The sequence below is a fragment of the Streptomyces sp. NPDC025651 genome, from assembly GCF_055558735.1.
This window is the reverse complement of sequence record NZ_JBVHLZ010000016.1, coordinates 103,623-126,627: the sequence shown is the minus strand read 5'-3', so window position 1 is coordinate 126,627 and position 23,005 is coordinate 103,623. Positions and strand designations below refer to the sequence as shown.

The 23,005-nt window shown below is 70.4% G+C and carries 22 protein-coding genes and 1 pseudogene; 13 read left to right on the top strand and 10 right to left on the bottom strand.

The annotated features are described in order from the left end of the window. Positions 1-14 precede the first annotated feature (14 nt). A complete protein-coding gene (locus ACZ4D5_RS39020; RefSeq protein WP_467777233.1) occupies positions 15-707 on the top strand; it encodes a TetR/AcrR family transcriptional regulator in 693 nt (230 codons plus the stop codon). A gap of 25 nt (positions 708-732) precedes the next feature. Here ACZ4D5_RS39020 and ACZ4D5_RS39015 read toward each other — a convergent pair whose 3' ends face one another. Continuing rightward, positions 733-1,944: a PucR family transcriptional regulator gene (locus tag ACZ4D5_RS39015; RefSeq protein WP_467777232.1), complete on the bottom strand. Its 1,212-nt coding sequence runs from the start codon at positions 1,942-1,944 to the stop codon at positions 733-735. A 180-nt stretch (positions 1,945-2,124) separates the two neighbouring features. On the opposite strand from ACZ4D5_RS39015, the gene ACZ4D5_RS39010 reads away from it, so the two are divergent. After that, a complete protein-coding gene (locus tag ACZ4D5_RS39010) occupies positions 2,125-3,333 on the top strand; it encodes a PucR-like N-terminal domain-containing protein (protein ID WP_467777231.1) in 1,209 nt (402 codons plus the stop codon). A gap of 88 nt (positions 3,334-3,421) precedes the next feature. On the opposite strand, the gene ACZ4D5_RS39005 is transcribed toward ACZ4D5_RS39010, so the two are convergent. From ACZ4D5_RS39005 to ACZ4D5_RS38995, 3 genes and pseudogenes are all read right to left on the bottom strand, one after another. After that, positions 3,422-4,294: an LLM class flavin-dependent oxidoreductase gene (locus tag ACZ4D5_RS39005; protein ID WP_467777230.1), complete on the bottom strand. Its 873-nt coding sequence runs from the start codon at positions 4,292-4,294 to the stop codon at positions 3,422-3,424. A gap of 86 nt (positions 4,295-4,380) precedes the next feature. Further along, positions 4,381-5,781 (bottom strand): annotated as a pseudogene (locus ACZ4D5_RS39000) (alpha-amylase); the annotation flags it as partial. A gap of 131 nt (positions 5,782-5,912) precedes the next feature. After that, positions 5,913-6,434, bottom strand: coding sequence for a CGNR zinc finger domain-containing protein (locus ACZ4D5_RS38995; RefSeq protein ID WP_467777229.1), 522 nt, complete (start codon positions 6,432-6,434; stop codon positions 5,913-5,915). A 26-nt stretch (positions 6,435-6,460) separates the two neighbouring features. Here ACZ4D5_RS38995 and ACZ4D5_RS38990 point away from each other — a divergent pair, with 26 nt between their 5' ends. The 3 genes from ACZ4D5_RS38990 to ACZ4D5_RS38980 all read left to right on the top strand — a co-directional run bounded on the left by ACZ4D5_RS38990 (position 6,461) and on the right by ACZ4D5_RS38980 (position 8,979). Then, positions 6,461-7,012 carry a GNAT family N-acetyltransferase gene (locus tag ACZ4D5_RS38990; RefSeq protein ID WP_467777228.1) on the top strand — a complete coding sequence of 184 codons (552 nt, stop codon included), beginning with the start codon at positions 6,461-6,463 and terminating at the stop codon, positions 7,010-7,012. Then, positions 7,009-8,295: an MFS transporter gene (locus ACZ4D5_RS38985; protein ID WP_467777227.1), complete on the top strand. Its 1,287-nt coding sequence runs from the start codon at positions 7,009-7,011 to the stop codon at positions 8,293-8,295. Before ACZ4D5_RS38990 ends, ACZ4D5_RS38985 begins: the two co-directional genes overlap by 4 nt. Positions 8,296-8,424: 129 nt before the next feature. After that, positions 8,425-8,979, top strand: coding sequence for a type 1 glutamine amidotransferase domain-containing protein (locus ACZ4D5_RS38980; protein ID WP_467777226.1), 555 nt, complete (start codon positions 8,425-8,427; stop codon positions 8,977-8,979). A gap of 47 nt (positions 8,980-9,026) precedes the next feature. Here the strand turns inward: ACZ4D5_RS38980 and ACZ4D5_RS38975 are convergent, their stop codons facing one another. Next, positions 9,027-9,479, bottom strand: a complete 453-nt coding sequence (locus tag ACZ4D5_RS38975; RefSeq protein WP_467777225.1) for an Lrp/AsnC family transcriptional regulator — start codon at positions 9,477-9,479, stop codon at positions 9,027-9,029. A gap of 118 nt (positions 9,480-9,597) precedes the next feature. On the opposite strand from ACZ4D5_RS38975, the gene ACZ4D5_RS38970 reads away from it, so the two are divergent. After that, the gene (locus tag ACZ4D5_RS38970; RefSeq protein ID WP_467777224.1) at positions 9,598-10,212 is read left to right on the top strand and encodes a LysE family translocator; all 615 of its coding nucleotides are present in this window, start codon (positions 9,598-9,600) and stop codon (positions 10,210-10,212) included. Positions 10,213-10,617: 405 nt separating this feature from the next. Then, a complete protein-coding gene (locus ACZ4D5_RS38965; protein ID WP_467777281.1) occupies positions 10,618-11,499 on the top strand; it encodes a TIGR03619 family F420-dependent LLM class oxidoreductase in 882 nt (293 codons plus the stop codon). Positions 11,500-11,602: 103 nt separating this feature from the next. Here the strand turns inward: ACZ4D5_RS38965 and ACZ4D5_RS38960 are convergent, their stop codons facing one another. Then, positions 11,603-12,790: an epoxide hydrolase family protein gene (locus ACZ4D5_RS38960; RefSeq protein ID WP_467777223.1), complete on the bottom strand. Its 1,188-nt coding sequence runs from the start codon at positions 12,788-12,790 to the stop codon at positions 11,603-11,605. A gap of 160 nt (positions 12,791-12,950) precedes the next feature. Here ACZ4D5_RS38960 and ACZ4D5_RS38955 point away from each other — a divergent pair, with 160 nt between their 5' ends. Next, positions 12,951-13,526: a CGNR zinc finger domain-containing protein gene (locus ACZ4D5_RS38955; protein WP_467777222.1), complete on the top strand. Its 576-nt coding sequence runs from the start codon at positions 12,951-12,953 to the stop codon at positions 13,524-13,526. A 538-nt stretch (positions 13,527-14,064) separates the two neighbouring features. Further along, positions 14,065-14,502 (top strand): hypothetical protein, encoded by a 438-nt coding sequence (locus tag ACZ4D5_RS38950; RefSeq protein ID WP_467777221.1) that lies wholly within the window; start codon positions 14,065-14,067, stop codon positions 14,500-14,502. A 152-nt stretch (positions 14,503-14,654) separates the two neighbouring features. Here ACZ4D5_RS38950 and ACZ4D5_RS38945 read toward each other — a convergent pair whose 3' ends face one another. Next, a complete protein-coding gene (locus ACZ4D5_RS38945; protein WP_467777220.1) occupies positions 14,655-15,485 on the bottom strand; it encodes a nucleotidyltransferase domain-containing protein in 831 nt (276 codons plus the stop codon). A gap of 519 nt (positions 15,486-16,004) precedes the next feature. Between ACZ4D5_RS38945 and ACZ4D5_RS38940 the strand changes: the two genes are divergently transcribed. Continuing rightward, entirely contained in the window at positions 16,005-17,027 is a 1,023-nt protein-coding gene (locus ACZ4D5_RS38940) for a S66 peptidase family protein (protein WP_467777219.1), read from the top strand. 31 nt (positions 17,028-17,058) lie between these two features. Here ACZ4D5_RS38940 and ACZ4D5_RS38935 read toward each other — a convergent pair whose 3' ends face one another. Beyond that, positions 17,059-17,382, bottom strand: a complete 324-nt coding sequence (locus ACZ4D5_RS38935; RefSeq protein WP_467777218.1) for a hypothetical protein — start codon at positions 17,380-17,382, stop codon at positions 17,059-17,061. A gap of 506 nt (positions 17,383-17,888) precedes the next feature. Between ACZ4D5_RS38935 and ACZ4D5_RS38930 the strand changes: the two genes are divergently transcribed. The 3 genes from ACZ4D5_RS38930 to ACZ4D5_RS38920 all read left to right on the top strand — a co-directional run bounded on the left by ACZ4D5_RS38930 (position 17,889) and on the right by ACZ4D5_RS38920 (position 20,547). Beyond that, entirely contained in the window at positions 17,889-18,290 is a 402-nt protein-coding gene (locus tag ACZ4D5_RS38930) for a hypothetical protein (RefSeq protein ID WP_467777217.1), read from the top strand. Between the two features lie 29 nt (positions 18,291-18,319). Next, positions 18,320-19,564: a hypothetical protein gene (locus tag ACZ4D5_RS38925; RefSeq protein WP_467777216.1), complete on the top strand. Its 1,245-nt coding sequence runs from the start codon at positions 18,320-18,322 to the stop codon at positions 19,562-19,564. A 215-nt stretch (positions 19,565-19,779) separates the two neighbouring features. Beyond that, complete coding sequence (locus ACZ4D5_RS38920; protein WP_467777215.1) at positions 19,780-20,547, top strand: hypothetical protein; 768 nt, start codon at positions 19,780-19,782, stop codon at positions 20,545-20,547. 25 nt (positions 20,548-20,572) lie between these two features. Here ACZ4D5_RS38920 and ACZ4D5_RS38915 read toward each other — a convergent pair whose 3' ends face one another. Together ACZ4D5_RS38915 and ACZ4D5_RS38910 are read right to left on the bottom strand one after the other, a co-directional pair. After that, positions 20,573-22,303, bottom strand: a complete 1,731-nt coding sequence (locus ACZ4D5_RS38915; RefSeq protein WP_467777214.1) for an acyl-CoA dehydrogenase family protein — start codon at positions 22,301-22,303, stop codon at positions 20,573-20,575. Between the two features lie 69 nt (positions 22,304-22,372). After that, complete coding sequence (locus tag ACZ4D5_RS38910) at positions 22,373-22,939, bottom strand: PadR family transcriptional regulator (protein ID WP_467777213.1); 567 nt, start codon at positions 22,937-22,939, stop codon at positions 22,373-22,375. Between the last annotated feature and the right edge of the window lie 66 nt (positions 22,940-23,005).

Sequence of the window (23,005 nt, the reverse complement as noted above, 5' to 3'; positions counted from 1 at the left end):
GTGAATGGATCGCAGTGGCTGCCCAGGCCCCGGCCGCAGACGGCGGCCAGAAGCAACCGATCACACCCCGCAGCGCGCGTGGCGTCAGGACCCGCAACGCCCTGATCGCGGCCGCCCGTGAGGTCTTCGAGCGCGACGGGTACCTGGACGCCCGCATCACGGACATCTCCAAGGCGGCCCACGTCGCGTCCGGGTCCTTTTACACGTACTTCAACAGCAAGGAAGAGATCTTCCAGGCACTGGTCGAGCAGGTGCAGGAGGAGATGCTCCACCCGCACCTGCGCGAGCGCACCGGCATCACCGATCCGCGCGAGCTGATCGACGCCTCCAACCGCGAGTACCTGCGCGCCTACAAGAAGAACGCCCGTCTCATGGCGCTCTTCGAGCAAGTCGCCCAGATCGACGAGCAGTTCATGGCCCTGCGCATCGAGCGCGGCAACGCCTTCGCCCGGCGCAACGCCAAGCTGATCCGCACGCTGCAGGAGAGCGGACGGGCCGACACGACCCTGGATCCCCTGGTGACCGCGCACGCCCTGTCCGTGATGGTGAGCCGCATGGCGTATCTGGTCTTCGTGCTCGGCCAACGCATTCCGTACGAGCGGCTCGTCACCACGCTCAACACGATCTGGGAGAACGGGCTGCGGTTGCAGGATCCGGAGCCGGGCGCGGAACAGGGCGCGGGGCAGGTCGCCGACGCCGGGGGCTGACGCGCCCCCGGGTCTCACGGGACCCTCAGTCCTGGCGGAGCGCCCGGGTCCGCAGCGCGATCAGCGCGTCCAGGCGGAACTGCGGGTCCGAAAGCCCCTTGCCGAAGAGGTCGTTGAGCTGACGCAGGCGGTTGCGGGCCGTCTGCGGGTGGATGCCCAGCGCCGACGCGACCTCGGGCGCGGTGCGCCCCGCGGACATGAGCAGGGCGTCCAGGGTGTCCGCCAGGCGTTCCGCCTTGCCCTCCGGGAGGGCACTCAAGGGGGCGAGGATCTGCTCGGCGAGGAGTTCGCCCACGTGCGCGCCGCCCAGCAGATGCAGTTCGCCCAGGTGGTCAGCCGCCATGACCGGTGCCCCGGTCTCCGCGGCGTGCGCGGCGGCCGGCAGCCGGTGCAGGGCGAGGCGGGCGCAGTACAGCGAGACCCACGCCCGCTCCGGCGGGACGGCCGGGCCGACGACCGCGCCGCGGCCGCGCAGGACCGCGCGCAGCTGCTGCAGCCGGTGCTCGCCGTCGGGCGCGGGGACGACCAGGTGGAGTTCGCCGCCGCGGGACGTGGTCAGGACGTCGTCGTCGAGGCCCGGCAGCTCCGGGAACACCTCGGCCGGTGAGCGCAGGGCGACGCAGGCCAGCGTGGCGGGAAGGGGCCACTCGGCGCGGCGCGCGAGGTGGGTCAGGGGCTCGCCGCTCGGGTCGGGCCGCCGTTCGACGAGGCGGCCGGCGAGTGTGCGGCGGTTGCGCTGCACCTCGTCGCCGGACCGGGCCCGCGCCTCCTCGAAGCCCCTGGCCGACTCCTTGGCCATGGCGTGCACGTGCGTGAGGACGGCCTCGCTCAGGGGTACGGCGATGTCGCCGGGCAGCCCCGCGTTCCGGGCCGCGGCGACATAGCCCCGGCAGGCCGCGCGCGCCCCGATGAGGTAGGCGGCGTGCAGGTCGTCCAGGCCGCGCCCGCTGAGGAACTCCAGCCTGCCGAGCCGCCGGAAGCCGGGCGCGTAGTGGTCCTGCGGGGCGTCCGGGTCCTCGATGAGCTCGGCGAACTGGGTGGCGGCCAGGCGTACGGCCACCGTCAGGTCCCGCCCGACCGCGGATCCCGCGGGGTGCCGGTAGCCGTGGATCTCCCGGCGGATGGCCTGCACCATGTCGGTGGTCGACTCCTCGATCCGGGAGCGCAGGACCGGGGCGAGGGCCGCGGGCAGCTCCTTCCACGGCGCCCTCGACAGAGGAAGGTCGGCAGCGATCAACTCAGGCTTCTTTCCTAGCAGTTACCGGTGAGTGTTCGGATGCGGAGTGTAAACCGCGTGACATCCTCCGGACGCGCGTGCCCCATACATCTGGCGCGTACCGCTCGGTCGCACGCACGCTTACGAGCCGCCGGGGCCCTGCCCCGGCCCAGAGCCGCTCGCCGCTGTTGGAGAACGCCCATGACCATCGCTCTCGCGCACCCCCACGATCCCGCGCCCCGCCCGCAGGAGCTGCGCAGGCTCCTCGGCCCGCACCTGCCCGCCGCGGTCCAGGAGATGACGTCCGAGGTCGCGGCCCGGCTGCCGGGCTACACCGAAGCGGTCAACCGCACCCACGGCTATTCGGTGCACCGCGTCGTCGATCGCACCGTCGGCCAGTTCATGGCGGCGCTCGACGCCCCGAGCCACGCGGCGTCGCACGCCGCCGAGTTGGCCGCGCTGTACGAGGGGATCGGCGCGCAGCACGCCCGGCGCGGCTGCCCGCTCGACCGGCTGCGGGACGCCCTCGGCCTCGCCGGCCAGGTGGCCCGGCGCCGGCTCATCAAGGACGCCTACCGCTTCGCGTGGCCCGGTGCGACGCTCGGCTGGCTCATCGAGGCGAGCGTCGCCGTGACGGAGGCCGCCGCGTCGGCAGCCACCCGCGGGTACGCGCAGGAACGCGGCTGCGCGGAGGAACGCGGTGTCGCCGCCTCGGAGTTGGCGGAGCACCGCGAGCGGCTGCGCGACGCGCTGGTCGCGGAACTGCCCGTGGGGCGCCGCGCTCTCGCCCGGCTCGCCGAGGCCGCGGCGTGGCCGCTCCCCGACCGGCTCGCGGTGCTCGCGCTGCCGCCCGGCACGTCGACGCGGCACGCGATCCTGCCGCCCGAGGCGCTCGTCCGCCATCACGCGAACCTGGCGTATCTCGTCCTGCCCGCGCCCGAACTGCCCGGCGCCCAGCGGCACTTCCCGCTGATGCGGACGGAGGGTGCGGCGCTCGGCCCGTCGGTTCCCCTCTCCCGGGGTGCCGCTTCCCTGCGCTGGGCGCGCCACGGCGTGGACCTCGTCCGCCGGGGGCGGCTGCCCGCGCGGGCGCCGTTGCGGTGCGCCGACCACCTCTCCGTACTGGCCGCTTCGCGCTCCGGCGACCTGCTGGAGGCCGCGTCGCCCGGCGTGCTCGGGCCGTTGCTCGGCCTCCCCCAGCGCCGCCGCGATCCCTTGCTCAGGACGCTGTTCGCCTACCTCGACAGCGGTGACAACGCCGTCCTCACCGCCCGGCGCGTCTTCGTCCACGAGCAGACGGTCCGCTACCGGTTGCGCCAGATCGCCCGGCTGACCGACGGGGCGCTCCCGAACGCCGAGAACCGCCTGGAGACGATGCTCGTGCTGACGTGGCTGCTCAACGAGGCGTGAGGCAGGGGCCTTTGGGCGAGCAGGCGCCTTTGGGCGAGCAGGGGTCTTCAGCAGCGGCTCTTGGTTCCGGCGTGCACCGTCCCGTGGTTCAGGCGAGCAGCGGCTTCACGTGGTCCGTGGCGAAGCGGATGAACCCCTCGGGGTCCGGTTCGTCGGCCGTGGGCTGCAGGACGACCGTGTCGGCCCCCGCCTCGGCGAGCCGCCGCACCGCCTTCGCCACGTCCTCGGCGTCTCCGGCGACACCGAGGCCCGCGACGTCGCCCCGGCCGTCGTTCCTCATCTCGGCGCGCAGGCGCTCCGCCGCGTCGGGGCCGGTCGCGGTGGACAGATAGACCACCACGGGGTGCGCGCCGGTGCGCCCTGCCGACTTCCGTCCCTCGTCGACGAGTCGGCGGGCCTCGCGCACCCCTTCCACCGGGACACCCGCGTCCAGGATGGTGCCGTCCGCGGCCTCCCCGGTGAGCCGGACGGAGCGTGGCCCGCGCGCGCCCGCGTAGACCGCGGGGGCCGAGGCGGGCGGCCAGTCGAGCGCGACGTCGTCGAGGCTGACGTACCGCCCCTCGGTGGTGACGCGCTCGCCCGCCAACAGGGCCCGCATGGCGTCGAGATGCTCGCGGAGCAGGGTGAGCGGCGATGCGACGCGCGCGCCCACCTGCCCCATCCAGTCCTGTACGCCGTGTCCGACGCCCAGCATGACCCGGCCGGGGAAGAGCCGGTGCAAGGTGGCCGCCTCCATCGTGGTGAGGGCGACGTTGCGCAGCGGGACGGGCAGCAGCCCCACCCCCACGCGCAGCCGCTCCGACCAGGCGAGGGCGGCGGCCGCGCTTGCGATGCCGCTCTCCAGGAAGCAGTCCTCCCAGAGCCAGAGCTCCTCCAGACCCGCGTCCTGCGCGGTGCGCACCATGCCACGCAGGCGCTCGGGGGGAAGCTGGGGCCGGAACACCACGCCGAGAGTCGTCATGGCGCCTTCCTACCTCCTGGCCTCGCGGGCGATCAACCGGTATGCGGCTGCCACCGGTCGGAGGACCCGGGCGACGTCTGTCACCTCGCGCATGTCCTCGCACCCGCGTGGAGGGCGACCGCGGTGTTGCTGCCGAGCGTGGCGGTGAACCGCCGTGCGGAGTCGACCGTGACGCGCCTGCCGGACTGGACGTCGCAGTAGTCGCCCGCGGGCAGCGAGGTCTGGAAGGTGCGGGTCAGCGGCGAACCTTCGTGGTTGATGGCGACGTACGCCTTGTCGCCGCGGCCGAAGGCGATCTGGTTGCCGCCGTTGTCCCACCAGTCGGTGACGCCCTGACCGCGTGCGGTGTTGCGGAAGGCGACCATGCGGGAGATCTCGGGCCAGGCGTGCTGGCACTTCCAGCCGTCCGAGTAACAGGCCTTGACCGTACCGCCGTTGGGCGGTCCCGCGTCGCGGTCGGAGAACTCGTACCCGGAGTGGACGTCGGGTGCCCCGTACGGCCAGGCGAGCATGAAGACGTTGGCGAGGGTGTAGTTGGCGCCGTCCTTGTAGCTGAGGGTGTCGCCGCCGCGCTCGGTGTCGTGATTGTCGACGAAGACGGCGGACCTGCCCGAGGTCATGTACCCCCAGCCCTCGCCGTAGTTCTTCAGGTAGGCGAGCTTCTCCTGGGTGAAGACCCGCTTGAGGTCGCGGGCGTACCGGAACTCCTGCACGTCGCCGTTGCCGAGGTACTCGCTCGGCGAGACGGCCTCGCCCGCGCCGAATATGGCCTCCTGCTTCCAGTACACGCCGGGGTCGCTCAGCCGCGCCTTGATGGCGGCGAGGTCCCCTGCCGGCATGTGCTTGGCCGCGTCGATCCGGAATCCGTCGACGCCGAGCGAGAGCAGGTCGTTCAGGTAGGCGGCGATGCGGCTGCGCACGTACTCCTCGCCGGTGTCCAGGTCGGCGAGACCGACCAGTTCGCAGTTCTGTACGTTGCCGCGGTCGCCGTAGTTGTCGATCGGCGACCGGCAGTCGTCCATGTCGGCCCCCGAATAGGTGCCGGGGTAGTCGTACTTGGTGTACGACGAGCCGCCCGTGCCGGTGCCGGACCCTGCGGACATGTGGTTGATCACCGCGTCGGCGACCACCTTGACGCCCGCCGCGTGGCAGGTGTCGACCATGTTCTCGAAGGCCGCGCGGTCACCGAGCCGACCGGCGATCCTGTAGCTGACCGGCTGGTACGAGGTCCACCACTGGCCGCCCTGGATGTGCTCCTGGGGCGGCGAGACCTGCACGAACCCGTAGCCGGAGGGGCCGAGCCGGTCGGTGCACGCCTTGGCGACCGAGTCGAAGCGCCACTCGAAGAGGACCGCGGTGACGTCCTTCTGTCCCGGCGGGGCCGCGTCGGCCCGCGGGGCCGTCGCGAAGAGACTCCCCAGGACACCCACCGCGAGGGCGAGCGTCGCGGCAACAGGTCTGCGGCTTCTGGTCGTTGGACCGGACATGGGGCCTCCAGGGCAGGGCGGGGAGACGATGAGGGGAGTGCAGTTTCTTGCAGATTTAATCTGCAAGAACTTGCGAACCGGGACGGTATGCGTCCCCGGGACCCTGGTCAACCCTTCTCGCAGCGCCCTTGTCAGTGCGCCGCCCGCGCCCGATGACGGCGCACCGCGTCGCGGTTGGCGCACCGGTGGGAGCAGTATCGGCGGCGGCCCGTGCGGGACGTGTCGGCGAAGATCATGGCGCACTCGGTCACGTCGCACCGCCGCAGCCGGTGCATGCCGCGGCCCACCAGGTGCAGTGCGGTGCCGACCGAGAAGAGGGAGAACAGCAGGGCGCCCAGCGGCTGTCGGTCGTCGCGGTAGTGCAGGTGCCAGCCGTCGCCCGCGTGGTCGGTCAGCCGGGGGTAGGCCGCGGCGGCCGCCATCATGCCGTTGACCAACCGGGCGCGCTCGTGCTCGTCGGTGGCGTCGACGACCTTCTCCCAGGCGTCGAGCGCGGCATGGGCGCGGTCCAGGTCGCGCGGCGTGACCGGCCGCTCCAGCGTCAGACCGGCGGCGCGACAGCGGTCCGCGAGCTCCTCGGCGCTGGTCGGACGGTGGTTGGCGAGGTCCGCCGCCAGGTTCACGGCGTCGCCGCCGTAAGGGTTGAGGTGCATGAGCTCATTACATCAGGCTGATCGTCATGACAGAGCCCACCGGACACCTGTCCGCCCCTTCGACGACCGCCCAACTCCCCCGCGACCACAGCGACATACACCGGGCCACGAACGGTGTACGCCAGGCCACGGAGGACGACCTCCAGGAGCTGGTACGCCTACGGGCCCTGCTCTTCGAGGACTTGGGCGGCGAGTACTTCAACCCCGCCTCGGTGGGCGACGACTGGCGTCACGCCCTCGCCGCGGTGCTCAAGCGGAAGCTCGCCGCGGACGACGCGCACATCGTGGTGGTGGACGGCGAACACGGCCTCGCCGCCTGCGGCATCGGCACGGTCGAGCAGTGGTTCCCCGGCCCGCACAACCTCAACGGCCGTGTCGGGCACGTGATCGGCGTCGTCACCGACCCCGCGTACCGCAGGCGCGGGCACAGCCGGGCGGTCATGCGGGCGCTCCTCGACTGGTTCCGCGTGCGGGAGGTCTCCCGCGTGGACCTGTACGCCTCCCACGAGGGTGAACCGCTCTACCGCGACCTGGGGTTCGTCGACCACCCCGACCCCGCGCTGTTCTGGCGCCCGTGAGGGGCGAACGGCCGACGCCGGTGTCCGTGCCCGAGCCGACGTCGGCGACCGCGTACCGCTGGGTCGTCCTCGGCACCGCCACCTTCACCCAGGCCGCCGCGGCGTTCTTCGTGCAGGGGGTCGGCGCGCTGGGCCTCCACTTCCAGCGCGATCTGCACCTCGGCACGGCGCAGCTGGGCCTGCTGCTCTCGGCGGCTCAACTGGTGCCGCTGGTGGGGTTGTTGGCGGCCGGTGAACTGCTCGACCGCTACGGCGAGCGCTGGGTCGTCGGGGCGGGCGCGTGCGTGGTCGGCGCGGGCCTGCTCGTGGGCAGCGCGGCGCCGGGGTACGTCCCGCTGCTCCTGGTGATGCTGGTCGTCGGCGCGGGGTACAGCACCGTCCAGCCCGGCGGCAGCAAGTCGGTGGCGTCGTGGTTCGACCCGTCCCGGCGCGGGCTCGCCATGGGCGTCCGCCAGGCGGGGCTGCCGCTGGGCGCGGCGCTCGCATCGGCCTCGCTGCCCGTCCTCGCCGAGCGGTACGGGCTGCGGTCCGCTCTCGTGGCCGGCGGGCTCGTCGCGCTGCTGGGGGCCGCCGCCTTCATGGCCTTCCACCGCAGGCCGCCCCACCATGCCGCTCGGCCCGCCCGAGGGCCGCGCGTCCCGCTCAGGACGCAGCTCCGCGAGCGGCTGCGAATGGTCCGCGAACCGTCCATGGCGCGGATCATGCTGTCCGGCACCAGCCTGATCTCGGTGCAGTACGGCGTCGGCGTCCTGACCGTGCTGCACCTGCACGGGACGGCGTCTGTGGACGCGGGCACGGCGGCCCTCGTCCTGATGGCCGCGCAGGGGGCGGGCGTGGCGGGGCGCGTCTGCCTGGCGGCCCGGAGCGACCGCGGCACCTCGGGGCGCTACGCCTCCGTCAGGGTGTGCCTCGTCGCCGTGACCGCGGGGATGGCCGCGCTGACGACACCCCTGGGCCACTCCCCCACGGCGGCCTGCGGCATCTTCATCGGGCTCGGCTTCTTCGGGCTCGGCTGGTACGGCCCGTGGGTCGCGTACGTCGCCGAATCGGCCCCGCCGGACAGGACCGGGTTCGCGCTCGGCCTGGCCATGTCCGTCAACCAGGTCGCCATCGTCCTCGTGCCGCCCGCCCTCGGCCTGCTCGTCGACGGCACGCACAGTTTCGCCCCGGCCTGGGGCGTCCTGTCGGCGCTGACGGCGGCGGCGCTCGTCCTGACGTTAGATCCACGGTCACCAGGGCACCCGGGCTCACGTACGCAAGAGCACGCACAGCAGTACGTTTGAGACACGCACGGCAGTATGTGTGGGACATGTACTGCAGTACGTGTGAGACGCGGTTGGCAGCACATGTGAGACACGCACGGCAGTGCGTGTGAGAACGGCCAGGAAAGGGAGATGACCCCCCTCATGCCCATGCGCATCGCATTTCTCGTGGCGCCCGAGGGCGTCGAGCAGATCGAGCTGACCGAGCCCTGGCGGGCCGTGGGCGACGCGGGCGGCGAAGCCGTGCTGGTGTCGACGCGGCCCGGACAGGTGCAGGCCTTCGACCACCTCGACAAGGCGGACACCTTCCCGGTCCAGCAGGTGGTCGACGAGGCCAGGGCGATCGACTTCGACGGGCTCGTGCTGCCCGGCGGCGTCGCCAACCCGGACAACCTGCGCCTCGACGAGCGGGCCGTGGCCTTCGTGAAGGAGTTCTTCCACCTTGGCCTGCCGGTCGCGGCCATCTGTCATGCCCCGTGGGTGCTCGTCGAGGCGGACGTGGTGCGGGGGCGCACGCTGACCTCGTGGCCGAGCCTCCGTACCGACATCCGCAACGCGGGCGGCACCTGGGTGGACGAGCAGGTGACGGTCTGCGCCGACGGCTCCAACACCCTGATCACCAGCCGCAGGCCGGACGACCTCAAGGCGTTCTGCGAGGCGGCCGTCGCGGAGTTCGGCACGTCGACGGACCGGGCGGCACGCTGACCTGGGAGAGGGCGCCGCTCCCTCCCCCGGCACCCCGGGACTCCCGGTCAGCCCGGCAACGGCCGGTCCGTGACCACTTGCTTCATGACCAGCGTCGAGTTCAGGCGCTGGACGCCCGGCAGCTTGGCGAGCGTCTGGTCGTAGAGCTGCTGGAAGGCCGCGAGGTCGGCGGTGGCGACGCGGAGGAGGTAGTCGGGTTCGCCGAACAGCCGCTGGGCCTGGATGACGTGCGGGACGGCCGCCACCGCCGTCTCGAAGGCCTCGACGGTGTCGCCGTCCTCCCAGCGCAGCGTGGCGAAGACGAGGGCCTCGAAGTCCAGGCCGACCGCTGCCGGGTCGACGACGGCGCGGTAGCCGCGGATCGCCCCGGCCCGCTCCAGATCGCGTACCCGCCGGTGGCACGGCGAGACGCTCAGCTTCACGCGCGCGGCCAGCTCGGTGACGGTCAGACGGCCGTCCTGCTGAAGCTCGGTCAGAATTTTCCGGTCCAAGGCATCCATGGAGAAGATTTTCCCCCAGATCATGCCGCCCCCGAGTAATTACGGGAACACTTTCGGGCGGATCATCCCTAGCCTTCCCTCTGCACATCCGAGTGGGACGCAGAGGGAACGATCGATCATGGACACGGGCACGTTGGCGGCATTTCTGGCAGTGGACCTTCTGCTGGTGTTCACGCCGGGGGCCGACTGGGCGTACGCCATCTCGGCCGGACTGCGGGAGCGGTCGCTGGTGCCCGCGGTCGGCGGCCTCGTGGCCGGGTACGCCGGGTACACGCTGCTGGCCGTCGCCGGGCTCGTGGTGATCGTGGCCGGCTCCCCGACGCTGCTCACCGCGCTGACCGTCCTCGGCGCCGCCTATCTGATCTGGCTCGGCGTGAGCGTGCTGCGCCAGCCCGCGGCGCCGCAGGCCTCCGGTGAAGCGCTGGCCGCCTCCCGCTGGCAGATCGCCTTCAAGGGGGCGGGGATCAGCGGCCTCAACCCGAAGGCGCTGCTCCTGTACTTCTCGCTGTTCCCGCAGTTCATCCACCCCGCGGACGGCTGGCCCGTCGCCGCGCAGACCGGACTGTTCGGCGCGCTCCACATGGCCGCCTGCGCGGTGGTCTACCTCGGTGTCGGCGCCCTGGCGGGCGCCGTGCTCAGGACCCGGCCCGCCGCGGCCCGCGCCGTCACCCGCGTCAGCGGTGCCATGATGATCGTCATCGGCGGTTTCCTGCTCGTGGAACGCCTCGCCTGACGCGAGAACGCAACGACGCGAGGCGAGACGTGGAAGAGGTGGCACAGCCAGCGGACGAAGCCGTACGGGCGCGAGCGGCGAGCCGCCCGCCCGGCTCGAAGTCACACAGATAGCCCCGTAGCCCCGGCAGAACGGCTGCTTCGCTTCCACACCGGGGTGACCCCAGTGCCGTCGCCGACAGCGCGGGTGGGTACGCGACCTTCACGCTCCCCCGAGGACAGCTCCGTACTCACCGCCGAGTACAAGATCAACCTCTGCGCCCCGACCGCACCCTGACTGTGCGCCAACCACAGATGGGCACCGCTTGTGGACCGCGGCTCGATGTGAGGGGCATCACGCGTGTCACACGGGCACCGCCTAGGACTTCCCTCCCCCCGAGCACAGGATGTGCCCATGAACATAGGCATGGACGTGGGCATAGCACTGCCCCAATACGGCACGCACGCGCTGCCCCACGCGATCGGCGGGTTCGCCAGGGCCGCGGAGGACGCCGGCTTCGCCTCCCTCTGGACGGGCGACCGTTCCCTGACCCCCGTCGAACCCAGCGACCTGTATCCGGGCCACACGCCCGAGAACCCCTATCCCCCCGAATACAAGACGTTCCTCGACCCGTTGACCGTGCTGACCGTCGCCGCGACGACCACGACCCGGGCGCGCCTCGGCACCAGCACCCTCAACGCCCCCTGGTATCCGCCGATCCTGCTCGCACGCACCCTCACCTCACTGGACCGGATCAGCGGCGGCAGGCTCGACGCGGGGCTCGGCCTGGGCTGGATGCGCGATGAATACACCGCGGTCAACGGGGAGTTCGGCAAGCGGGGTGCGCATCTGGAGGAGATCCTCGACATCCTCGAGGGCTTCTGGACCGAGGAGGAGTTCGAGCACGCGGGTCCGCACTGGACGATCCCCCGTTCGTACGTCGGTCTGCGCCCCGCCCAACAGCCGCGCCCGCCCATCTACTTGGGCGGATTCGGCCGTGCCGCGATGCGCCGCGTGGGGCGGCGGGCCGACGGGTGGGTCGGTGTCGTCATGCCGCCGCAGGTCCACGCCGGACTGTGGGACACGGCCCGGCGCGCCGCCGAGGACGCGGGGCGGGACCCCGACGCACTGCGGCAGATCCTCCGCCACAACCCGTCGCCGGGAGCCACGGCGGAGCAGATCGCCGCCGTCGTCGCCGGGATACGTGACTCCGGCGCGGACGGGGGCTTCATCGATCTGCAGCAGTGCGTGCGCGAGCCGGACGAGGCGCTGGAACTCGGCATCAAGGTCCTCGACCTGCTCCGCTGAATTCGCCCTGGCCACCCGACAGCTCAACACCTCAACGACTCAACGACTCAACGACTCAACAGGCAGATGAACGGCGTCAGTTCGAGGCGCTCGACGACGCCGTTCACCGGTGGGCGGCCAGCACTGCCGCGAGGCCCTCTTGCAGGTCCTTGACGAAATACTCCGGAACTTCCAGCGACGGGAAATGTCCCCCGTGTTCGGGCGACCTCCACCGGACGATCCGCCGGTACCGCTCCTGTGCCCAGGGACGCGGACACTTCTCGATGTCACGGGGGTACATGGTGATCGCCGACGGGACGTCGACCCGAAGTTCGGGGTCCAGCGAGTTGTGGCTCTCGTAGTAGATGCGGGCCGCCGACGCGCCGGTCCGCGTCAGCCAGTACAGGGTGACGTCGTCGAGGATCCTGTCCCGGGAGATCGTCTCGAACGGGCTGTCCTCGGTGTCCGACCACTCGGCGAACTTGTCGAGGATCCAGGCGAGAAGCCCGACCGGAGAGTCGACGAGCGAGTAGCCGATGGTCTGCGGCCGGGTCGCCTGCTGCTTCGCGTACGCCGCGCGGCGGCCCCAGAAATCGCGGGTCTCCTCGGCCCACTCCCGCTCGACCGCGGTCAGCCCGTCCGTGGTCAGACCGGGCGGACCCTCCGCGAACGTGGTGTGGATACCGAGCACGTGCGCCGGGAACCTGCCGCCGAGGACCGTGGTGATGTTGCCTCCCCAGTCGCCGCCGTGGGCCAGGAACGTGCCGTATCCGAGCCTTCCCATCAGCTCCACCCATGCGGCCGCGATCTTCTCGGTTCCCCACCCGGTCGTGGCCGGCTTGTCGCTGTATCCGAAGCCCGGCAGCGACGGGGCCACGACGTGGAACGCCGGCGCGTCCGCGTCGTCCGGATCCGCCAGCTCGTCCACTACGTCGATGAACTCGGCAATGCTGCCCGGCCAGCCGTGCGTCAGGATCAGAGGCGTGGCGTCCGCGCGCGCGGATCGACGGTGCAGGAAGTGGATCCCCAGACCATCGATGGTCGTACGGAACTGGCCGATCCGGTTGAGCCGCTCTTCGAACGACCGCCAGTCGTACCCGGTGCGCCAGTAGTTCACGACGTCGACGAGGTCGGCGAGCGGAACGCCCTGATCCCATCGGCGGGGGCCGGGCGCGGCGCGCCGGACCGTCTCGGCCTCCGGCAGTCGCGCCGCGGCCAGGCGCGCGCGCAGATCGTCGAGGTCGGCGTCCGATGCGCGGACTTCACATGCTTCCACGTCTGCTTGCACGTCCGCTTGCACACCTATTCGCATGTCTGCTTGCACGTCTGCTTGCACGTCTGCTTGCACGTCGCCGGTTGGACGGGACATGAGACCTCCTGGCCGTCGCGGAACCGGCCGCGACCCATCGCGAACCGGCATAGACGGTTCTAGCAGCCCTCCGCGCCACGCGGCAACCGGCTAAGGTGGTTCCATGCGTGCTGCGTTCCCTGACTTCCGCCTCGGTACGGTGCTGGCGACCAGCTTCACGGGGACGCTGTCGGAGCGTCATGGCGACGCCGTGGAGCGCATTCCCGTGCCGCACCGGCTCGTCGACTGGCTGGCGGTGAGCGGTCTCCCCGTGGACTCCTGCACCACTGAACAGCTCGGCCTCGCGCGGGAACTGAGGGAGTCGATCCACGCCGCCGCGACCGCGGCCGCGATCCAGGACGCTCTCCCTGCGGATGCCGTCCAGGTCATCAATGACTTCAGCGCCCAGGGGCGGGCGGCGGCGATCCTCACACCCGAGGGCAAGCGGCGATGGCGGCTCAGCTCGGCCTCCGGCGTGGAAGACGCGCTCGGCGTGATCGCCGCCGACGCGATCAGCATCATCGCAGGCGAACGCGACGGAAAGCTGGCCCTGTGCGCGTCGCCGACCTGCCGGGCCGCCTTCTTCGACACCAGCCGAAGTCGCACCCGCAGATGGTGCGACATGAACACGTGCGGAAATCGCCAGAAGAAGGCGCGGTTCCACGCCAACCAGCGAAAGAACACCGGACCTGCGGAGTGATCGTTCGCGCCGTCCTCTGGTTCATCCAGCAATCACACGGCGAGGACGAATCCGGCGTCGCGCGGACCGCAGCCGCAGCACCTCCCCCACCGCCACACGCCCGGCCAGCATCAGGTGACCGCCGAGCCCCGACCAGGAATTCACGGCTGTGCCGAACATGCCGCAACTGACAGTTCGCCTCCACTCAACCGGTCACGAGGCCCCCGGCCGATGGTGGGCCGTGCTTGAAGCAGACGGCAACCCACCGACTACTTCCCGCGGCCTTGTAGTTGTCCGCGCTCCCACAGCAGGACTGAGCGGAGACATCATCGGCGCACCGCAATCCTGGACGAGGTGATCCGCGGTGTCAGTCTCCTGCCGCGCGTCAGACGGCCCGCGGAGATACCTGCGTCCATGCCCGCCCAGAGCCTCGCCTAGCGGTTCGCCCAACTCGCCGGTTGAGACTTCTCTGGACTTCGCTCGGACGAGGTCGACGAGGTCGGACAACCGCACGACCGGAAGCAGAAACCGCTAAGGACCCCTGCACAGGGAGGAAGCAATGCACAGGAAGCGTTCTCGGAGGTATGCAATCACCTTCTCTGTCCTGACGATTGTGGCAGCCGGAACCTTGGCCGCCACCCCGACGCAGGCACAGACGGGCGCCACCGGAACGAAGCCGGCGCCCAGGAGCTACGAAGTCGACAAGGGGATCAGGTCCCTTGACTCGCCTGTCGGTTACCACGACGTGAAGTGCAAGACCGTCCGGAACCAGAAGTTCTGCTACCAGGACAACCACGACATGCTCTACGTGAAGGACCTCAAGAAGGACGGTTACAGCGGAAACGTCTTCTGGAAGATAGGCAGTCGAAGGGGGCAGTGCATCAACGCATTCGGCAAAGGGACATGGGCCGTCTGCAATAAGTCCTTCAACGACAGGAAACGTATCTACGTCTACAACTACGACCACGGCAAGCGCGGGTTCAAGACGGACGCCTGATCTGCTGCGGCATGCGTGGCTTTCGCGCGTCGGTGGCAGGCACCTCTCAAGGCGGTCGTGTCCTCAGAGGTGATCCCGGTTGGCGTTCTGCGGTGGCCGGGGCCGCCGGGCCGGGGCCACTGGATGAGTCCGGTGGCCCCAGCCGGATGTGGTCAGCGAGCGTCGTTCAGGCGGCTGCTGATCTGCTCGTGGAGGTCGTGCGGCAGGTGGATGGTCCAGCGGTCGGCGGCCTCGGCGGCCAGGTCGCGGCTCCAGCGCCAGCTGTTGCGCGCTGCCGTGCGCACGTCCTGGTCGTGGGCGGCGGCCGTGGTGGCGGCGTAGCGGTGGCGGTCGGTGGCGGGGAGGTCTTGTTCGAGCGCGCGGCTGGGGGTGAGCCAGTGGGCCGTGCTGTTGCGCAGCAGGCGGCAGAGCTGGAGTTGCTGGGGTGCGATGACGGTGTGCAACAGGGCGTGGGCGCGGGCGATTTCGCCGCGGGCCAGGACGTGGGCGAGCATGAGCGTCCAGTTGGCCAGCTCGTCGGTGAGCTGCTGGGCGGTGGTCCCCGGCTCGGGCGGCTGGAAGGTGGCCAGTTGCCGGGCGGCCCGGGTGAGCCGGCCCGTGCGGTCGAGCAGGACGGCGTCGTCGGGGCGGGGCAGGTGCACCACGCCTTGCCAGGTGGAGACTTCGTCGATGCCGGCACCGGCCGGGGTGAGGTGGAACTCGCCGCGCATCAGGTCGTCGAAGACGACGGCGAGGATGCCGTACATGTTGGTGTAGGCGAGCTGGAGCGGGGCGAGGCGCGCCAGGAAGGCGGGGCCGTCGAAGTCGGCGAGGCGGTCGTCCTGAACGTAGAGGTATGCCTCGATGTCGGAATGGGCGTCGGCCTCGCCCGTGGTCCACGAGCCGTAGAGCAGTACACCCTCCAGGCGGTTGTCGGCTTGGGCGAGCTGTCGCAGGCGTGCGATGCGGTCGTCCAGGGCGGAACGGGCAGAGTGAAGGGACATGGTGTGGTCGTGTCTCCTGAGGTGAGCGTGCGGGCACGCTGACGGGGCCCGGCACCTGCCGGGCGGATGTCTGTGGACCGTTCCGGTCCGCTCAGGAGAAGTTGCACATGATCGAAATCATAGGAGATGCGCTCGGCCGCCGAGCCGTCGGCAGCAGATCAGGGTCGCCGCGATACCGGCGAAGGCCAGGAAATACTCGGCCCACCTTCTGGGAGAAGGTATGCCCCGTACCAGGGTTTCAAGTCCCTGAGCCTTTTCCAACCTGTAGAGGAGAGCCGATCGATGCTTGGCAGCTGCGACTGATTGGCCGTTGCTATTGCGGCCGCTGAGGCCGGGCTCACGGACCTGGTGGATGCAGCAGGCTGAACTCCTCTTCGGAGGCGTTGGGGTGGGTTCTCACGTGATTCCCCCGAAGGCGGCTCACGTGCCGGCGCCGGCCTGCTCATGCGGCCTGGACCTGCTGGGCGGCTGATCGGTAAATGCGTAGCGTGTTGCTGCAGGCGTGGGGATACTGCCTCGGTGACCCGTGCCGTACTGCCTCAACAACCGCTTCGGCCTCGCGCGTTGGCGCCCGGAGACCTCGTCGTCATCGCGTCGCTGTCCGGTCCGCTCGACGTCAGGTACGTGCCCGACCTCAAGCGGGCGGTGACCGTGCTTGAGCGGATGGGGTTTCGCGTGCGTCTCGCGCCGCTGCTCGAAACCGGGCGGCACCATTGGTGGAGCGCGGCTCGGCCGCCGGAGATCGCCGAGGAGTTCAACGCTCTTCTGCGTGATCCTGAGGTGCGCGCGATCATCGCGCATGACGGTGGGACGACGGTGCTCGGTTACCTCGACCTGATCGACGACGAGGCGATCACTGCTGACCCCAAGCCGATCCTCGGCTACAGCGATATCTCGCTGCTGCATCTGGTGCTCCATGCGCGCACGGGCCTGGTCGGCTTCCATGCCGATCTGGCCACCCCTGGACTCGGCGGGCACTGGCAGGCCGCGCCCGCGGTGCGCCAAGCGGAGCTTGAGAAGCTCTACTGGGCGCTGTTGTCCGGCCCGGAGGCGATCGGTGCGCTGCCCGTCAGCCCGTCGTGGGAGTGCTGGCGTGCCGGTCGCGCCGAAGGCCGGCTGATCGGCGGGCTGCTCAATCGCATCGTGCTGTCGCAGGCGACCCGTTACGCGCTCCCGCTCGAATGGTTCGACGGCGCGGTGCTGTTCTGGGAGGAGATGGGCGGCCAGGCAGCGCATGTGTGGAGCTATCTGCAGGTGCTGCGGCACCGAGGGATCCTCGATCGGATCTCCGGCATGGTCGTGGGCGTGCCGTGTGCGATCGACGGGCTCGGGACGGACGCTTCCCCGACCCTCCGCGAGATCGTCCTCGACGTCCTCGGCGACCGTGACGTCGCGGTCCTGGGCAACGTCGACTTCGGACATGCCGGCCCGAATCTGCCGATGCCGGTGGGCATCCGCGTCGCCCTTGACGCGCAGCAGCGGACGTTGTCGCTGCTCGAACCGGCGGTGCGGGGCGCTCATGACGATGAACCGGTCAGCTGAGCAACGCGGATCAGTGAGGCTCTTTGCGTCCTCAGGTTGAGACGGCCAGTTCCAAGGTGAGGACGGCTTTGACCAGGTCGGTGATGCGGGTGGTGCTGCACCGAGGTTTGCGCAGGAGCCGCCACGTCTTGAGAGTGGCCATGGCCTGCTCGACGAGTGCGCGGATTTCGGCGTGTGAAGCGAGTTGGGCACAGGTGTGACCGGATCGCAGATGGGCGAGGACGAGCAGTGCCTGCCGTCCGACGGGCAGCCGACGCCATCGGGTACCGCGTTCCCGGCGCCTGGTTCGCAGGCAGGCGGACAGGTAGCGCAGCCTCGCGGTGGAAACATCGGCGCCGCTCGGGTGGACAAGCACGCGGAAGCTCCTGGTCGACAGGTGATCTTAGGCATGAACCCGTCTACCAGGAGCTTTTCCACGTCCCGGCACTGGCCCTGGCCCTGGCCCAACTACCGATCCACCGCGACAGGTTGGAAAAGGCTCCCTGACTGTCGTGCGTGTTCGCGGCGGAGGTACCGACGGGGTTCGGACCCGCCAACCCATTCGGGACCAGACGCTCCACCATCGCCATCACGGCGCCCAACCTCACCATCATGCCGGTCGAGACGACCTCTAAGTGGGCTTTGACGACGTGCGGCACTGACGCCATTCTCGTTCGCGGACCGAGACCGAGAACGAGGCGTACGGTTTCAAGGCCGAAGCCGCCCTCCAGCTCGTCGCTGTGGAGCCGGATGAGGGCAAGATCGCACTGTGCGCCGCGACCAGGTCTCCGAAAGCCCCGTTCGCCGAGCGGGGCCGCTGAAGCCTTGCACGGCCCGTTCGGCTTCGGCAGAAAGGTCTGCACCGCCCTCGCCCGATGCCACATGGCCGATGCGAAGAACTGCTGCGAGCACAGCGAGGCGACTGCCCAGGCTGAAAGAGCCGTTGAGGACACGCAGGAATTCTTCGACGGCGTCTCGTACGAGCTGACGTTCAAGGCGCTGCCGCGGCCCGTCCTGGACGGGCTGGTCAAGCGGTTCCCGCCGACCGAGGCGCAGGCTGAGGAGGGAGAGGCGTGGAATCCGGAGACGTTCCCCGCGGCGCTGATCGCCGCCGCGCACATCGAGTGGGACGACAACGGCCACACGGTGGAGGGCATGAGCGAAGAGGATGCTGGATCCGGCAGGCGGTGGCTTGGGGGGGGGCAGGGACGGTACCTCCTCGTACGCCGCCGTGTGCCAATGGCGGCCAAAGGGATACCCGGACGCACCCTCACGGCACCATGATGTGCTCTAGGCGACACGGGGGTGTCTTCATGTCTGTTCGCTTCGGTTCAGGACTCGTGCGGCTTCCGGGCTGGGCCTTCACGCTTGCCGGATTCGTCCTGGTGGTGGGGCTGTTCTTCGGGGTGCGAGGGCTCGCGTCGCCCGACGGCGGTGCGCAGGGCGGCGGGAACGGCGGTTCCTACGACGGCGGCACGAGCACGGGGGCCGGCGGCGGGGACGGGGGCGGCACGAACGGAAGTGGCGGCTCGGGCGGCGGCGACACGTCGGGCAGTACGTCGGGCAGTACGTCGAACGGCGCGTCGAGCGGCACGTCGGACGGGACTTGGCAGACCGGCGGCGGGGACGGACAGCCGGGCGGGAACGGCAACGGCAACGGCAACGGCAACGGCAACAGTGGGAACGGGAACCGCGGGAGCGGCACGCCGCCCGGCTGGCTTCCGTGGGGGCCGAGGTCACCCAACACCGACGAGGAACTCGAACCGGACAGTGCGTACGACCTGCTTCAGCGAGGCGAGTGCCAAGAGGCGTACGACACGGCCGTCGACCCCGCGAAGCAGACCGGCAACCAGGCGTCGCCGGACTCCTGGAAGGTGATCGAGGGCCTCGGCGGCATCTGCAAGGCCGCGCACGGCGAACGCGGCGGCCTCGACATCGCGGCGAAGGCCGAGAAGGCGCTGCGCGCCTCCGACTACCGGCCGGGGAGCACGGATCAGCTGTGCAAGGACGGGGAGGCCTACGCGGTTCTGCAGCGCTTCGTCGCCTACTACCGGCAGCATCCCGCCGAGAAGGTCGTGCTCCGTCCCTCGACGTCGGGCTCCGGGGCCTGCGCAAGCAAGATCACCGCCCAGGACAACAGCTACGCGCCCGGCACGTCCGCCTACTTCTCCGGAACGTGGCCGGCCGAGCCGAAGACCGTGGAACTGCGCGCCGCGGAGCTGACGGACCCCATCGTCGTGGAGCCGTTCGGTGACGCCGAGGACGAGGCCAGGTGCTGCAAGGACGCGACGATCTCCATCGACCTGCCGGGGCCGGACGGCTACGGCGGCAAGCGTCCGACCGTGATCGACGTGACGCTCGTGACGAAGGAGGGGTCCAGGGTCGTCCAGAAGGCCGCGTTCACCCTCGACTGGTCCGGCATTGAACCACCACCGCCGTCGCCGGACCCGCCATCACCGAACTCGCCCTCCCCGAACTCGCCCTCCCCGAACTCACCGTCACCGGGCCCTTCGGCACCCAGCCCCGGCGCATCCAGCCGTGACGCACTCCCCCGATGAACGAGCCCCGACCCCCGGAGCCGAACCCGTCCCCAGACACGAACACGGGCCCACCCCCCAGCACAGGCCCTGACCCGGATCCGACCCCGACCCCAGCCCCAGATCCCGCACCCGCACCCGCACCCACACCCACACCCACACCCACACCCAACCCTCCCCCCAACCCCGAGCCCAAGTTCGGCTGGGTCGAGATCGTGGGGGCCATTGGGTCGCTCGTGACCCTCCTGACCGCCGTCCTCTTCTACTTCGGCTGGGCCAGCACCGATGCCGAGACCAAGGCGCTCGGTCTGCGGGACACCGTCTTTCACTTCTCCACCAGCGACTATCTGCTCCGCAGCGTCGACGCCCTCTACGTGCCCGCCTGGCTCGCGGCCGGCGTCGCCCTGGGGGTGCTCGGGCTGCACCGCTGGACGACGAGCGAACCGGAACGGCTTGCCCGTGCCGTCCGCGGGCTGCGCCACGCCTGGGCGGTGCCGCTCGTCCTCGTACCCCTGTATCCGCTCGGGCCATGGCTGTTCGACCTGCTGCTGCCGCTCACCGCGATCGCCGCCTTCTCGCTCAACGCGTACGCCCGTACCCGTGAGCGCAGGGACCTGCGGCTGTGGGGGCTCACCCTCTTCATCTGTGTTCTGTCGCTGTTCTGGGCCGTTTCCGCGTACGCGGAGATCGCCGGCCGCGGCCGGGCCGGGCTGACCGAGCGGACCGTGCGCGCCGACTTCCCCGCCGTCGTCGTCTTCAGCAAGAAGGACCTCATGATCCGCGGCGGCGGCAGCTGCTACCGCCGCGTCACCGAGAAGGGCAGTCAGTACGCGTACGAGTACGCGGGGCTGCGCCTCTTCCATGTCTCCGGTGACCGCGTCTTCCTCGTGCCCCGCGACTGGACGCCCGGGAACGGCACGCTCTACGTCCTCAAGGAGGGCGAGGGGCAGCGCGTCGACCTGCTCAGCGGAGCCGTTCACCGGGCGCGGGAATGTCAGGGATAGGAAGTGACAGCGGCGGCTGTCGCGGCTACTGCGCCATCTCGTACGTGCCCGCCAGCGCCTCCACCCGCTCCCAGACACGCGCCGAGCGCGCCTCGTCGACGACCGGACGGCGCACCGCGCCCAGCGCCCAGCTCTGCTGCGCCTCGGTGGCGGAGTCCTTGCCGTGGAGCTCGACGGCGTGCGCGGAGAAGTCTCGTACGAGAACAGCGAAGAGCTCGTCGAGGACGTCCTCGTCCAGGCCGGTCAGCCGCGCCTGCTCCAGGATCAGCTGCCCGTGGACCACCAGCGCGAAGAGCTGGCCGACGGCGAGGAGGAGGTCGAGGTCGCGGCTCTGCTCCTCGTCGGGCGCGGCGGTCCGCACGAACTCGCAGAGCGCGTCGGCCTGTTCGCGCAAGCGGGCGACGTTGGGCAGCTCGGCGAACGCGTCGAACGCGGTGCGCCAGTCGTGGAAGCGGATGGCGCCGAGGCCGCGCGCCGGCCCCTGCCGGAAGAGGAAGTCGTCGTCGGCCGCGTCCAGGCGGGTGGGGACGGGCGCGTACTCAGCAGGGTTGAGCAGGTGGTTGCCCATGAACTTGAGGATCAGGGCGAGGTTCACGTGGACCGTGCCCTCCAGCTTCGGCAGGCCGCGGATCTCGACGGCCGCCTGCGCGAAGTAGTTGTCCTTCTCGAAGCCCTTGGCCGCGATGACGTCCCACATGAGGTCGATGACCTTCTCGCCCTCGGTGGTCACCTTCATCTTCGTCATGGGGTTGAAGAGGAGGTAACGGCGGTCGTCGGGCCCCGCGGAGCGGAAGTAGTCGACGGCGCGGTCGCTGAAGAGCTTCATCCCGACGAGGCGGACGTACGCGTCGGTCAACTCCCGCCGCACGTGCGGGAAGGCGGTGACGGGACGGCCGTACAGGATGCGGTTGTGCGCGTGCGTGACGGCCTCGTACATCGCGTGCTCGCAGATGCCGATCGAGGCGGTGCAGAGGTTGAACTTGCCGACGTTGACGGTGTTGAGGGCGGCGTCGAAGGCGGCACGGCCGGTGTGCAGGACGTCGTCGGCACCGACCGGATAGTTCTCCAGGCGGAACTCGCTCACGTACTTCGACGAGTCGACGACGTTCTTGACCAGGTGGTACGCCTCGTGGCGGCTGTCGGCGGCAAAGAAGACGTAGCCGTCGGGGCCCTCGACGTCGGTGCGGCGGCCGAAGACGGAGACCAGGCCCGCGGCGTTGCCGTTGCCGATGTAGTACTTGGAGCCGGTGGCCCGGAAGCCGCCCTCGCCGTCGGGCTCCAGAAGCATGTCGGTGGAGTAGATGTCGGCGCCGTGGGTCTTCTCGGACAGGCCGAAGGCGAACACCTCGCCCTGGTCGAGGAGTTCGGCCGCGCGGGCACGCGCCACGGCGTTGTCGCTCTGCCAGACCGGGCCGAGGCCGAGGATGGTGACCTGCCACGCGTACCAGTAGTCGAGGCCGTAGAAGCCGAAGATCTCGTTGAGAGCGGCGATGCGGGCGGTGTCCCAGCGCTTGTCCCCGGCGCCTTCGGAACCGTCGGCCGCGGCGGACGGCGTGAGGAAGGTCGCGAACAGGCCCTCCTTGGCGGAGAAGGCGAGGAAGTCCGCGAGCCAGGCGCGGGAGCGGTAGTCCTCGATCAGCCTGCGCTTGCCGCGCGCCTCGAACCAGTCGACGGTCGCGCGCAGCAGCCTGCGCGTCTCGGGGTCGAAGTGCGTGGGGTCGTAGGTGGTCGGGTTGAACAGCAGCGGGTCGGCCACGGCAATGTGCCTTTCCTGGTCGGGAGTTGGGCAGGGGGTGAGGGTGAGGAGTGTGGGGGTGGGGCTGTGTCAGCGCTCGGGGGCGAGGCGGTGGAGGGTGGCGATCACGTCGTCGAGCCAGGCGAGCGTCATCCGTTCGTACGCGATGCCGCCGCGCAGCACGACGTGCTGGAGCTCGCGCCCGGCGTCGGGCGTCGCCCCGGGAAGTTCGGCCTCGGGCCCCGGGAAGTCGCGCCGCTCCCCCGCGAGATAGTGCGCGAGCCGGTCGGCGTGCGCCTGACGGTGCCGCTCCACCTCGCGGATCAGCGCGGCGGGGTCGTCGAAGGCCGCGCCGCGGATCTTGACGGCGAGCTCGTGCCGGACGCTCTCGGGTTCGATCGGCTCGTGCAGCCACGCGGAGAGCGCGGTCCTGCCGGGGGCGGCGACGGAGTACTCCTTCTTGTCCGGCCGGTCCTGTTGGACCACTTCGCGGACGTCGATCCAGCCGTCGCTCTCCATGCGCTTGAGGACGCGGTAGATCTGCTGGTGCGTGGCGGCCCAGAAGTAGCCGATGGACCGGTCGAACCGCCGGGCCAGCTCATAGCCGGAGCCCGGCTTCTCCAGCAGGGAGACGAGGATCGCGTGTTCGAGCGCCATACCCGAATCCTTCTATGCAACTCGTTGCATAGACAAGCGGCGCCGTCCAGGTGAGACGCGGCTCAC